This is a genomic window from Coleofasciculus chthonoplastes PCC 7420, from assembly GCF_000155555.1.
In the GTDB taxonomy this organism is placed as follows: domain Bacteria; phylum Cyanobacteriota; class Cyanobacteriia; order Cyanobacteriales; family Coleofasciculaceae; genus Coleofasciculus; species Coleofasciculus chthonoplastes_A.
The window spans coordinates 44,965-57,853 of sequence record NZ_DS989851.1; the positions used below are offsets into that span (position 1 = coordinate 44,965).

Consider the following 12,889-nt stretch of genomic DNA (forward strand, 5'->3'; position numbering starts at 1 on the left):
GTTTAATTTCATCAATTTTATCGGGATGAACAATGAGATGACCATCCCCGCTAAAAAGAATATTATAACCGCCCTCAGTCTGATCCTGAATCATGCGATCCATCAGTTGATTCAGAGTCAAATCATGTCCAATTGTGGCAATATGTTCACCGTCTAAATTAACAGGTGTTTTCACAGAGACAATCCAATCTTGAGCCTGCGGATCGTAGTAAAGTCCTGTCCATACCGTATTTGACTCTGCATTGGTTTGGGTTTTAGCACCATAGGCTTTTTTCTCGTTTTGTAGATTAAGTTCAGTCGAAGCTCGTTGCACCCAGGGCGTCCCGGGCCAATAGATAGCGATAATATTGTCGGGGCTAGTAATGTAGGTATTGATAAAACGATGATGCCAAACTGAGCCATAGGTTGTGGTTAGGTTGTAAAAGGCAAGAACTCGCTGTCGAACCTCTGCATCAATGACTAAGTTTTCATCGATATAAACCCCCGCCTGCTCAAGGGTGTCGAACTTTTCCGGAGGCTGATCTTTTGGTCGATTGCGAATTACACCATCAGACCATTCGACAAAGAGTTGATTGAACTTAGTGTAGGAATTATAATTGGGTTCTTTGAGGTTTTTTATTAATTCTTGTTTGAGAAGCGTATGATTATCTACAGCGATAGAGAAGAGAATGCTTTCCCGTTCACCTCGTTCATATACATATTTTTTGACCCGTTCCAATGCCTCAGATTCAAAAAATGACAAGGTGTGAAAATAACTCCACGTCGTTAATACAACAATAACTCCAGCAATCCTTAAGGCTACATTAACCAGGGTTCGCCGTGTGATAGATTGTTGCCCGGAAAAGAGAGGAAAAGCCATTTTAGAGTGGGTGAAGGTTGAATACAGACAGTTCTAACGTTGATGAGATGGGATGCGGGAAGCCAGGGAGCAGGGGTGGAGGGGCGCAGGGGAGATTTTTCCCAATTGTTCGCATAGATTTTATTTTGAATTTTGCAAGACTCCCCAAGTTTTTAATCGACTGAATAAGATTCTGATGTTTATTTAACAACAATTTTGCAACAACGAAGGCTCATGAAATTTTATTAATATCTACATCATCTTGAGCAGATATCCGGATGAGTAATCGGTTCAATCTATTTCACTCTCATCATCGCTAAAAGATGGGTCAGCTAAGACGAATCAATTACGTATTGTCCGTTCCCCGTTCCCTGTTCTCTGTTCCCTGACAACCCCTACGATGAGCTGAACAGAGGACGTGTCCCCCTGTTTTGGGTTAAATTAAGAAATAGAAAATTGGACGAATGACAACGATTGTTGCCGAACTGGGCGCAAGATCATCATGAAACGCTATTTATCCCGCCAAGTCTTACCTGTATTCCTCGCGATCGCAGGAATTATCTCATCTACCAGTATCTCCCATTCCCAGAGTGATTTGCCCTGCTACCTAGAAGACAGCAACGGCAATGTCATTGATCTGGGTCACCTTTGTGGTAGTGGTAACAGTACACCCTCAGTGATTCAAGTTCCCATTAAACGCCGAGTGTCCGGAATTCCGGTCGTTGATGTCCAATTTAATGGCAACAGCCGTTTTGAAATGCTCTTCGATACAGGGGCGTCTGGAATTGCCATTACCCCTCCAATGGCACAAGTTTTAAACGTTGCACCCGAAGGCGTCGTTATCACCTCCACGGCGGGTGGCAAAGTCGAAGTTCCGCGAGGTCGCGTCAATTCTGTCGCCGTCGGCGGTATTGAAGTCACGAATCCGGAGGTGACGATTAATCAACACCTTGATATCGGACTATTAGGACAAGGATTTTTTGGTGTCTATGATGTGACGATTAAGGAAAATGTGATCGAACTTAGATATCGGTAGGGAGAAATGTTGAGCCAAGTAGGGGCGGGTTTAGGGACTTGTGTTTCGCTGTTGATCGTAACGTTGATTCAAAACCCGCCCCCATCAAGTGCGATAATTATTTATTAAATGACCAATGACCAATGATTAATGACCAATGACAAAGGACAAAGGACAAATTACCAATGATGTGGCAATCTTTCTGGAGTCGTCGTGTTTGGATCGCTTTATTCAGCACCTTAACCCTACTCAACAGTGCATGTAGTAATAGTGAGGCGGATACGGTTGCAAGTCCTACTCCGACGCAAGCCGCCAGTCCGGTTTCCACCCCTTCCGCTTCTCCCTCGCCCAAACCACAAGCCGCAAAACCCCAACCACCGTCACCCCCTCAATCAGACACCTACGAAGAAGCCATTGATGTGGCGACAAGTGCGGTTACGATTAGTCAATCAGCGGTGAGTCGAGAGGATTGGAATTTAGTGGCGAATCGTTGGCAAGAAGCCATTGAGTTACTAAAAGCTGTACCCGCTTCCAGTCAGCATCACTCAACCGCCCAACAGAAGTTATCTCAATACCAAAACCTGCTGGCGGATGCCAAACAGCGATCCACACCGCCACCGCCGAAACCGAAACAAGGGGATAGTAGTCCCCAGTTTTTCTCAATACCGATTAAAGGAAAAGTTCGGGGTATTCCCATTATCGAAGTTACCTTTAATGGTCAACGGGAATTTGATATGCTGTTTGATACCGGAGCGACGAATACGCTAATCACCCAAACGATCGCGTCCTCACTAAACTTAAAACCGGTTGGGTTTAGTCAGATGAGTGTAGCCGATGGTGCGGTTGTACAAATGCCAGTTACGATCCTGGAATCCATAGAAAGCGATGGTCGCCTGAAACGAGATCTTGAAGTCGCGATCGCACCGCCAGCTATGCCTGTTGGACTCTTGGGACATGACTTTTTTGACGGCTATGACATCACCATCAAAGATAGTGTGATTGAATTTCGCAAACGCTCATAATTTTTTATCCTGATGATTTAATCAGGGCGGGTTTTGTTGTTCATTTATGTCTGAGAAGCTGACTTTAGTTCCTAAACCCGCCCCTACAGATATGCCATGGCACGTCTATGATTTATGCCAAATTCATCTCGATTCATTTCCAGAATTCCTAATTAACCTCTGGGTAAACAAATAAACTTCATCCTGCTGATAACTTAATTGAAACTTAGGTGTATTTTGTAACCGTTCTAACAATTGATTAACCACCTCTGGACTACTTCCCCAACCCGGATGACGCTGATTCAATAGTACATAATCAAATTCCCCTAACTCAGTCGTTTCCGCACCGACGGTTACCAACTTAACCACAGGGCGGTGGGTTAAATGGGGAGCAACTTGGGCAGGAACTAAAACCCCACCTTTAGTTTGAATTTGAGCAATGGCTTCCCTTGTCGCTTGCCAAGTATCAATAGATTCCAAATATCTCGACCAAAAATAACCAAATTTGGCTAACGCTAAAAACGCAACCAATGACCAGATAATCATGCTTCGCGGGTGGCGGAACCATCCCTTTCCGGCGGCTAATGTAGAAATGACGGCTAATAAGAGAAAGGGCAGTGCTGGCAAAGAGTACTGATGAATTAAATCTTTTTGAAGTTGGTAGTCAGTGATTAAGTTTATTATCAAAGTAGGAACTGCACCAACTAAAGGGATTAGATGCTGGGCTGAAAGTCCCCAAATCAGAGGTGAGAACAGCAAAGCCAAATATTCTAGGTTAGGCAAGGTAAAAATTCTTCCCAATACTAACCCCGGTTTAAGAAGCAGATTTTTGGCGATTTCTAGAACCGAGTCTCCTAAGAAAGCATAGCGCCCGACTGCTTCAACACCATTGGGTCTAAAGGAGGGAATAATCACTTGAGTGGCAATCAAAAACCAGGCAATTCCTGCCGCTAACGCCATCCCACCAAACCACCGTTTTTTCTCAAAAACTAACAACCAAAACCCCATGGCGGCTACCGTCAGAGATAAAGCATCCCGACACGCCAAAATCAAAACAATTGCCCCACAAAACCAAATCTTACGATTCAGCCGCGCCGCCAAAACTGCGCCTAAAAAAGCGGGTAAAGCGATAACTTCGGCATGGAAATCAAATAGATTGAGATTAAAAATTAATGGATACAGCAGATAGACAATTGCCATTGCTGTTGCTTGGGACTCCTTTAACCCTGCTTGACGGGCGAGATAAAAGGTGGGTAAAGCACCGACAGCTAACGCAATGGCTTGCACCGCAAACAACCAATGGACATCGGGATGGATTTTGTACAGCAAGGCGAGTCCATAGAGAATCCAATCCGCATGACCGCCCATAAAATGATAACCCCAGAAGGAAACAATGGGGGTTTGTCCCTGGCTAATAAGGTAAGTCGCTTGGTCAAAATAGCCCAAATCAAAAGCAGTGGATTGAAATAGGGCGTGTCGTAAGCTGCTACATATCAATAGTATTAAAGCACTTACCGCGATCGCAGACCTAACCGTATTAAGAGACCGACTTGTTGCCATACTACTTGCAGGGAGTTAAAATTTACCTCACCACTATTCCCCTAGAAGGGCAGGTTTCGTCAAGTTATCGGACTTAGCGGTAAAACCCGCCCCGATATCTCTACTTCCCGCTTTCCCCAACTCAAAATCCCCGAAATAGGATTAACCCAGTCTGAAATAAACCGATCACTACACCCAAAATCCCGCCTAAATTAACAATCGCTTGTAATTCATTTTTGACAATCACTTTAACGGCAACTTCTAAGGATTCCGGTGATGTACCTCTTACCCGCTCTACAATGAGCTGATCAATCGATAAAATGGGAATAACCTGCGTCACCAATTTTTCTAAATCTTCTTCCAGATAACGCTCCAAAATTAATGCCAGTTCTTGACTAATTAATTCCATTGAGCTGCTCATAATCGCCGACTCTCGCAATCGGTTTAAAATTAATACCGCGACCTTTTCCCAATCAATGGATTGACTTAAACCTTGCAAAAATTCACCGCCCTGCTCTCGGATATAAGTACGTACTGCATCTCGCATGGTTTTGCGTAACTGTCGCACCGTAGACACAGGCAAATTTTGTAGGGATAGAGTTTGCAGCCATATCTGTAGCCGTTCACGGGCACCCAAGGCGGTCAGTAATTCTTTTAGACGCGCATTAGTTTCCTCTTTCTCATCTAAGCAATAAGTTCGCAAACGGGTGAGAGTATTGCGTAGTCCAAATAAATTGGCGACAATCCAATAGGTGCCGCTTGTCTTCTCGCGAAACCCTTCATCAATGATTTGGATATTGCGATCGGTTAAAAAATCAATAATCCCTTGACGCAGCACATCTGGCGGTAATGCCACTTGCAAAATCCACTGGGAAAGCTGTTGCGCTTGTTGCTCATTCAGTTGAAACTCCAGCAAAATTTGGTCAAAAATTTGGTTAAGCTGGGCTTCTAAAAAATTCTCGCGACGGGCTAAAACTTTGAGTAAACGGGGCAATGATTCTCCTAATAAGTCGTGGAGGATAGCCGCAAGAATCTTCGCTGTTTTCTGTTCCTTATCTAACTGGACTTGTTGCAACGTCAGATTGAGCATCCACAGAATTGCCCCACGCACCCGTTCCCGATGCAGTAGACGCCGTGCTAGTCGTTGCATCTCCGACGGGGTTAACAAAGAACCCATGATGGTATCGGATACCCGTTTCGCTAACCGTTCCTGGTTATCGGGAATTAAACCGGGTGTAAACGGTAACCGCCGCTTGCCAATGTAGATGGGGCGGTAGGGACGGAATAGCATTTTAATTGCTAAATCATTAGTGAAATAGCCAATAATTCCCCCCGCGATTGGAGGTAAGAATAGCAGCCACAGGTTCGATAAATTCAAAACAGCAACCGACGTAATACAGAATGGACAATCCAGGATTGGTGGAAAGGGTTGACTTTTGCATTTTATAATCCCCCATCCCTGATCCCCATTGTAGGCTCTACGGTTCAAGGGGCGTTTCATCCCTCGGATAAACACGCCCTCGAACGAAGTGAAGGGTCACGAGGGAGCCTGCACCTTCGCTATTTTGTAAAAAAGCTAAACGACACCCAACACCCCACACCTTGCCAATTCCTCAAGTCGTTTACCCACCCCGTCAAGATGCTACGGTTTCCTGACAACCAAAACGCCCATCATTCCTCCAGCGATGGGATAGTGAGTAGCTTGGCTAAATCCCGCATGGTGGGCAAGTTCAACTTGCTGTTTTCCGTTGGGAAATCGCTCTAAGCTGGGAGTGATGTAGGCATATTCTTGCTCTAAGCCTAAGGATTTGGCACGGGGTACGACGATTGTGTCGAGATACCATTGCTGAAACTGACGTAAGGGGGCGTGTTGAGGACGATGAAAGTCTAGGATAGCCGCCTTTGCCCCCGGTTTGAGGACTCGGTACAGTTCTCGCAAACAACCGGGAATATCGGTAACATTCCGCAAACCATACCCCATGGTGGCACCGTGGAAAAAATTATCCTGGAAGGGTAAATCGAGAGCATCGGCTTCAATCCAGTGAAGGGTTAAGGGAGGATAATGATAAGTTGCCCTAGCTTTTGCGATCGCGAGTAGCCGAGGCGAAAAATCCACCCCATACACTTGACCCGTTTTGCCTACCTCTCGTGCTAGCAGTTCGGCTAAATCGCCACTCCCACAGCATAAATCTAACCCAATCTCACCTGGCTCTAAGTCGCACCACTTCACCGCCATCTTTTTCCAGATCCGATGTTGACCTAAACTTAACCACTGGTTGAGTTGGTCGTAAACTGGGGCGATGCGATCGAATAAATGGCGAATTTCTGATGGGGAATGGTCATTTGTCATTGGTTCGGGAATAGGGAATGGGGGAAGCTGGGGGAGATGAGGGCGGGTTTTGAATAAACTTTATCATCAACCGCGCCACAGAAATCCCTAAACCCGCCCCTACAGATTTAACACTCACAGAAATTCCTAAACCCGCCCCTACAGATTTAACACTCACAGAAATCCCTAAACCCGCCCCTACAGATTTAACACTCAACGACTGGTTGCGATCGCTAAACCAACCTGCTGGGCGGATAGGTGAATCAGTTTTAGCTCATCTTCACTCAGTTTACGCGCCTGTTGTTGCCATTGGAGGGAAAGTAGAGCTAGGAGTTCGCTGCGGTGGACAATTGGAATCAGCAGGTGGGCTTTAATGCCAATTTTCTGGTAATACTCTGTGGCGTCTTGGGGAGTTGCGCCCGGGGGGTTAATCCAGACTTGTAGTTGGCGATTAGCGATCGCGTCTGGCAAGAGGGGATCTGATTCTAGGGGGTTGACAAGGGATTCATCTTGGCTGTATGTACCTTTTACATCTATCAAATGATCGTCTTCTACCAGTTGCAGGATACAGGTGTCTGTGCCAAAGCTGTCGCTAAATACTTGGGCGATTTGGGGCAAGCTGGTTTCTAGGCTTTCTGACTCTTGAGCCACTTGCACCAGGGTTTCCATGAGTGCCATTTGAGCATGAGCTCGCTGCAACTCCTCGGTGCGTTGCTTCAGGAGTTCGTAGGTTTGAACTGCCCGTTCTACAACTGTTTTGAGTTCGTTTGGGTCCCAGGGCTTGGTAATATAGCGATAGACTTGTCCGGCATTAATGGCTTCTACTAAGTCTTCCACATCCGTAAATCCGGTTAAGATAATCCGCATGGTATCCGGAAACTGGGGGACGGTTTTGCTCAAAAACTCCGTTCCTTTCATTTCTGGCATCCGCTGATCAGAAATAATCACAGCGACTTCTCCCTCATTGGAAAGGATCGAGAGGGCTTGAGCGCCACTTTCAGCCCTGAATACGCTAAAGTGACGGCGGAAGGTGCGGTAGAGGAGATCCAAGTTATCGGGTTCATCATCCACCACAAGCATTTTCGGTTTTTGCGATCGCTCCAAACTCATGAACTGACGAGTGATATTATCAAAATTAGGGTTCACCTTGTCCATAACACTACAACAAACTCCAAGCGAGTAAGTTTGAACTGGCGAGCCACAAGGGTAAGGCTATTTTGGTCTTTCCTGTTGCCCAATAGATGTAAACTGTCTTAACCTTAAGCTTTTTATCTAACCCTAGCTAGTTTTTGCTTAAATCTATTACTATTTAATCACGAGAAATTTTAGACATCTGATAACTCAAAAAATACGGCAAGCTTTTCTTCCCATTATGACTGAAATATCACCTGGAAATCCTCACCATAATCCTCAAGCTAACTCAGAGACAGTAGATGCTGATGCACTAATTCAGTTGCTCAGGCGCAAAGAACGTAACTGGGTAGAGTGGGGGCAAGCGTGTCAACAACTCCAAAGTGCTGGCTATAGTTCCCAAGCCGTTTTTGAACAAACGGGGTTTGAGCCAATCCAACAGAATCAAGTCATTGTAGCATCTCAGGTATACGAAACGTTAGTCAAAGCTGGCGTATCAGAAGCGGTGCGATCGCGCTTTGATCGGACGGGGAGTGATATCCTCTATGAGTTGCGGATTCTCACCCAACCAGAACGAGCCGCCGCCGCTGAGTTTATTGTTGCCAGAAATCTGGATGCAGATGGTGCCCGTGAGGTGGCAAAAGCGATGAAAGAGTTGTCGCGTCGCCGTAGCCTACCGGAAGGATTTTCGGATCACCCAGGTGATGCCGTAGCTTACCAATACTGGAAACTTGCCCAACAACAGCAGAATTTACAAGAGCGATCGCGCTTAGTCGCACGAGGGTTAATGTTTGCTCATAGCCAATCGTCGCGTCAAGAAATTGAGCAATTACTCACAGAACCCTTGGGAGGGAACCGCCGTCGAGCGCCCCGTTTTCCCCTCTATCGCGTGGAAGCGAGTGAACAATTACCGCGACTGATCCCATTGGCGGGTGAGTTTCCGGTAACGACTGCTGAGTTTCAGCAAGTGGAGACGGTGAAGACAAAGGGGGCGTTTCAGATTGTTGATTCTGCCCATCAGCAACAGATTGTCGCCATTCCCGGTTGGCAAATCGTCGCCAAGGCACAAGAGCCTTTGGCAATTTTAGGTAATATTACTCAGCTTCCTAAGCAAGAGAATCAAAAATCAGAAGCGGTGTTGCTAATTGTTGACCGCAAAACACCAGAGTGGGATGCCGATAATTATTATATGGTTGATCAATCGGGGACATTAGCGATCCAGTGGTTTTCGGAACAACCCGATATACCCTTACTGGGACAGCTAATTCTGGTGTTACGTCCCAAGCAAATTCTCGATGAACCGTTGAGTCAGGATCTGTGGCAAATCGACGAATAAGTCATTCCTTGTCCTCCTTGTCTTGTCCCAACCATAAAATAAAAAACCTACACCTGTCAGCTCCCCCCGCTTCCCCCGCTCCCAGACGTGCCATGGCACGTCTCTACATTGCTTCCCCAGCTTCCCCTCGAAGTGATCGGTATCACAGGGCTGCCGGAGGGTTATCACTTTCTGTTTGTAAAATTTGAGGAAAATTAACATAACTTGACTTGAGCGATGTTGCGCGGTAGCTGTCTATGCAATCACCTATTCTTCTTCCGGGCGCTCTCTCGGAACTCTTTGCCCAAGCCACCAGTTCTGGTTACATGACGAAAGCTGACCGCTATGGACTGATGGCAGCGATTTTAGGCGAAGATCTCAGTACAGACGAGAAATGCGTTATCGATCGCCTACTGCGGGCGGTACGGCGAGGACGGCTGCATTTAGCCGATGAACTGTCTGCTGTGCTGACGGATTCCCATGTTTCTTTCTCAGCGATGGTTTTAGCGGGTGGACAAAGTTCTCGCATGGGTCAGGACAAAGCCTTGATTCCTATTCAAGGTATGCCGTTACTGAGACAGGTTTGTACCATTGCCCTTAAATGTACTCGTGAAGTTTTTGTGGTCACGCCTTGGCCCGAACGATATCGAGATATTCTACCGAAAAATTGCCATCTCATCCAAGAAATGCTGCTTTTGGGAGAGGCTCAATCCCATGGTCCTTTGGTCGCATTTGCTCAAGGATTAACTCAAGTGAAACGGGATTGGGTGCTTTTACTTGCCTGTGACTTGCCCCAACTTCAAGTTGAGGTTTTGCACAATTGGGGTAGTCAGTTAACAAATGCTCCCAAAGAGGTGATGGCTGTACTCCCCCGAAGTCCCAAAGGATGGGAACCTCTATGTGGTTTTTACCGACGCCAATGTTTACCCCAATTAATCGATTATATTAATCAGGGAGGACGATCCTTTCAAAAATGGCTGGCGCAGCATCCTGTCCAGGAACTTCCAGTTCGCGATCGCCAGGTTTTATTTAACTGTAATACCCCAGAAGACTTGAAAGTGATCAATTAGCATCTGTCGGGCTGCCTGAGATAAGGGTCGCAGCGACTGCCACGATAGGGTATTCAGTATTTATACGTATTTAGTTGATATCCAAACCATCCACTAAGTATCTACATATCAATTTTTCTGCTGTACTCATAAAGCTCAAGTAACCTCAACTTCCTACTGTTCTCCCCTTTTTCTTAGTTCTATTCTTTTCACCTCAGTACACTACTTATTCATTAATCCTTAACACCGACATACAGTCGTTTGGGGGAATCAAGCGGACTGATGGGTAAACTAACCGTTACTGTAGTACCTTGATTCAGTGTGCTGGCTATGTGAATCTGACCGTGATGATTGTCTACAATGGCTTTAGCGATCGCTAACCCTAATCCAGAACCTGCCGCCGCATCTTTAGTTCTGGCAGGATCGATGCGATAGAAGCGATCAAATATCAGTGGTAATGCGGTTTCAGGAATCCCAATACCATTGTCGCGAACTTGAACTTGAATCCAGGAGGAACCCTGTCGTCCACCTTTACTAGGACGCTTAACCAATTCAAGTTTTACTTGTACCCATCCTTCCTCGTCTTTGTCCGTTTTCGGTGGCGTATATTGCACTGCATTACTGACAAGATTGGTGAATAAACGCGCTAATTGATTCCAGTCGCCCAGAAGGGTAAACACCTCGTCATCTAAGGATTGTAGGGGGGGATGGGAAGCGCTAAAGCGCTCACTACGAACGGTAAATGCTTCGTCATCTAAGGGGTATAGGGGGGAGCGGGGGGCGGAAGCGCTAAAGCGCTCACTACGAACGGTGCGATCGCGTGCGTCTGATTCCGAGGTAGAATCAACGGATAATTCAGCACTCGTATCGTTAGATTTTAAATCGAAATCCGGAATTTCTGGCAAATGCAGCGACAGAAAAATACCTTTTTGATCGGCAATTAACTGTTGTTCTTCAATCACTTCCATCAGCAACGCATCTAGGGGGACAGGTTGCCATTCGGGTTGTACCATACCACTATCAATCCGCGCCAAAAATAGCAAATCATTCACCAATCGTCCCAAGCGCTGGGTTAATCGTTCTACTACCTTAAGTTGATGGCGTTGCCATTGCGGTTCCATATCGGGATCGGCTAGCGCCACTTGCACGTTGGTTTGAATCGTGGCGATGGGATTTCTTAACTCATGGGAAGCATCAGCAGTAAACTGTTTTAACCGTTGGTAGGAGTCGCGCACGGGTTTCATGGCGAGTTCTGAGAGTAACCAACCAATCGCGGCGGTGGAGAGAATCATTAGCGTTGTTCCCACCGTTAAATCGACGATTAACTGGCGGATGGGTTTGGTGACTTCAAACCAGGGATGACTCACCCGTAAATAGCCTAAAACATAGCGTCCCAGTTCGACTCGCTTGGTGAACTGACGCAACAGGTGATCCGGGGATAGATGGACAGTTTCGGCTGTTTGTCGGGGATGCAGGGGAATATCCAGGGGTTCTGATAGGGTTGACCACAGCAACTCACCCGTGGGACTAAACCATTCTAAGTCAATGTGGTCATCTTCCACGGCTTGGGTATTATCGCGAAAACTGGCTTCTACGTTAATCTGATAAGGAGTAACCGTTCCCTCACTGGGCTGAATCACTAGAGAGCGATCGACAACTTCCACCACATGCTTTAAGGTATCGTCTACCCGTTCAATTAAGGTGCTGCGGACGTACAAGTAAACCCCTGTCGCGAATAGTAATAATAAGACAGCCGTAACTGTTGTATACCAAAGTGCCAGACGGCGACGAGTAGCTTGAAACATTGTATAAGTAGTGGCGTGGCACACCCAATTTGATGAATTAGAATTACGCCCGGAAACCGTAGGGGCGCAAAGACTTGCGCCCGATTCAATGGTAAAATCTCTTCCACAATTTTAGCTTAACTCTTTGAACCCGTTTCAACGGGTTTTAGCTTTTAGCCCCAACTTTAGTTGAGGGCTTAATCAAATAGATATCTAGTGCAAGAAGGCAGAAATAACTGAACAGCTAATATCTCCCCCCGCTTCCCCTGCTCCCTCTGCTCCCCCTGCTTCATCGTATCTACGAAGCTGCTCAAGTATTTTTATGCCCGCTGCACTAGGGGTTTACCGACTAAAAACTGCTGCGATACATTCAGTAGGTTGGCAGCAGCTTGATTGGCTTCTATAATTTTCCCGTTGGTATCCGTTTCTAGGTAAGCATGGGGCAAAAACTGGAATAGGTGTTGATAACGCTGGCGTTCAGCCGCTAATTCTAGTTGCATTGCTGCCGATTCCTCCGCCTGTGCTAGAAGTTCCTCTATTGCCACTTGCAGTTCTTCTGAAGCAATACCGAGTTCTTTAAAGGCTGAGGGTAGTAGGTGGGATTGGTCGTTTGCAGCATTGACACAGTGGTAAAGCCGATCTAAGCGTCCTTGTAATGCCTCAAGTTGCTGCATAAACCGCTTCAAGTCACGGTTAAACGTCCCCGCACTCATTTTCTTGTGTAAATATTCCCCCATAGATAGGTTTTCCGGTGTCTTATGCCGTGTTTGGGAAGGATTAATTGATTTTGCCCTGCAAATACGTCTGTGTTCAGCGTAACAAAGCAACTTCATATAAGTCCCCATCTTTAGACAGACGTAAGAGTCTAGTGGGAATTGATATGCTGCT

General features: G+C 46.2%; 11 protein-coding genes and 1 pseudogene. 4 read left to right on the plus strand and 8 right to left on the minus strand.

Annotation, left to right across the window (positions count from 1 at the left end):
* Nucleotides 1-859, minus strand: a pseudogene (locus tag MC7420_RS16100) (cache domain-containing protein); the annotation flags it as partial.
* Between the two features lie 481 nt (nucleotides 860-1,340).
* On the opposite strand from MC7420_RS16100, the gene MC7420_RS16105 reads away from it, so the two are divergent.
* Together MC7420_RS16105 and MC7420_RS16110 are read left to right on the plus strand one after the other, a co-directional pair.
* A complete protein-coding gene (locus tag MC7420_RS16105; protein ID WP_006101645.1) occupies nucleotides 1,341-1,874 on the plus strand; it encodes a retropepsin-like aspartic protease family protein in 534 nt (177 codons plus the stop codon).
* A 164-nt stretch (nucleotides 1,875-2,038) separates the two neighbouring features.
* The gene (locus MC7420_RS16110) at nucleotides 2,039-2,875 is read left to right on the plus strand and encodes a retropepsin-like aspartic protease family protein (protein WP_157453196.1); all 837 of its coding nucleotides are present in this window, start codon (nucleotides 2,039-2,041) and stop codon (nucleotides 2,873-2,875) included.
* Between the two features lie 123 nt (nucleotides 2,876-2,998).
* On the opposite strand, the gene MC7420_RS16115 is transcribed toward MC7420_RS16110, so the two are convergent.
* The 5 genes from MC7420_RS16115 to MC7420_RS16135 form a co-directional block, all read right to left on the minus strand.
* Nucleotides 2,999-4,414, minus strand: coding sequence for a DUF2079 domain-containing protein (locus tag MC7420_RS16115; protein ID WP_044207653.1), 1,416 nt, complete (start codon nucleotides 4,412-4,414; stop codon nucleotides 2,999-3,001).
* A gap of 121 nt (nucleotides 4,415-4,535) precedes the next feature.
* Complete coding sequence (locus MC7420_RS16120; RefSeq protein WP_044207749.1) at nucleotides 4,536-5,771, minus strand: DUF445 domain-containing protein; 1,236 nt, start codon at nucleotides 5,769-5,771, stop codon at nucleotides 4,536-4,538.
* Nucleotides 5,772-6,035: 264 nt separating this feature from the next.
* Nucleotides 6,036-6,743 (minus strand): bifunctional demethylmenaquinone methyltransferase/2-methoxy-6-polyprenyl-1,4-benzoquinol methylase UbiE, encoded by a 708-nt coding sequence (gene ubiE / locus MC7420_RS16125; RefSeq protein ID WP_006101621.1) that lies wholly within the window; start codon nucleotides 6,741-6,743, stop codon nucleotides 6,036-6,038.
* Entirely contained in the window at nucleotides 6,733-6,939 is a 207-nt protein-coding gene (locus MC7420_RS16130) for a hypothetical protein (RefSeq protein WP_006101726.1), read from the minus strand. The genes ubiE and MC7420_RS16130 overlap by 11 nt, the downstream gene beginning before the upstream one ends.
* A complete protein-coding gene (locus tag MC7420_RS16135; protein ID WP_006101702.1) occupies nucleotides 6,936-7,877 on the minus strand; it encodes a response regulator in 942 nt (313 codons plus the stop codon). Before MC7420_RS16135 ends, MC7420_RS16130 begins: the two co-directional genes overlap by 4 nt.
* 217 nt (nucleotides 7,878-8,094) lie before the next feature.
* Between MC7420_RS16135 and MC7420_RS16140 the strand changes: the two genes are divergently transcribed.
* A complete protein-coding gene (locus MC7420_RS16140; protein WP_006101795.1) occupies nucleotides 8,095-9,189 on the plus strand; it encodes a RuBisCO accumulation factor 1 in 1,095 nt (364 codons plus the stop codon).
* A gap of 446 nt (nucleotides 9,190-9,635) precedes the next feature.
* Nucleotides 9,636-10,238 (plus strand): molybdenum cofactor guanylyltransferase, encoded by a 603-nt coding sequence (locus MC7420_RS16145; protein WP_269546299.1) that lies wholly within the window; start codon nucleotides 9,636-9,638, stop codon nucleotides 10,236-10,238.
* 212 nt (nucleotides 10,239-10,450) lie between these two features.
* Here MC7420_RS16145 and MC7420_RS16150 read toward each other — a convergent pair whose 3' ends face one another.
* A complete protein-coding gene (locus tag MC7420_RS16150) occupies nucleotides 10,451-12,022 on the minus strand; it encodes a sensor histidine kinase (protein WP_006101644.1) in 1,572 nt (523 codons plus the stop codon).
* Between the two features lie 299 nt (nucleotides 12,023-12,321).
* Nucleotides 12,322-12,738, minus strand: coding sequence for a PAS domain-containing protein (locus tag MC7420_RS16155; protein WP_006101689.1), 417 nt, complete (start codon nucleotides 12,736-12,738; stop codon nucleotides 12,322-12,324).
* Nucleotides 12,739-12,889 lie beyond the last annotated feature (151 nt).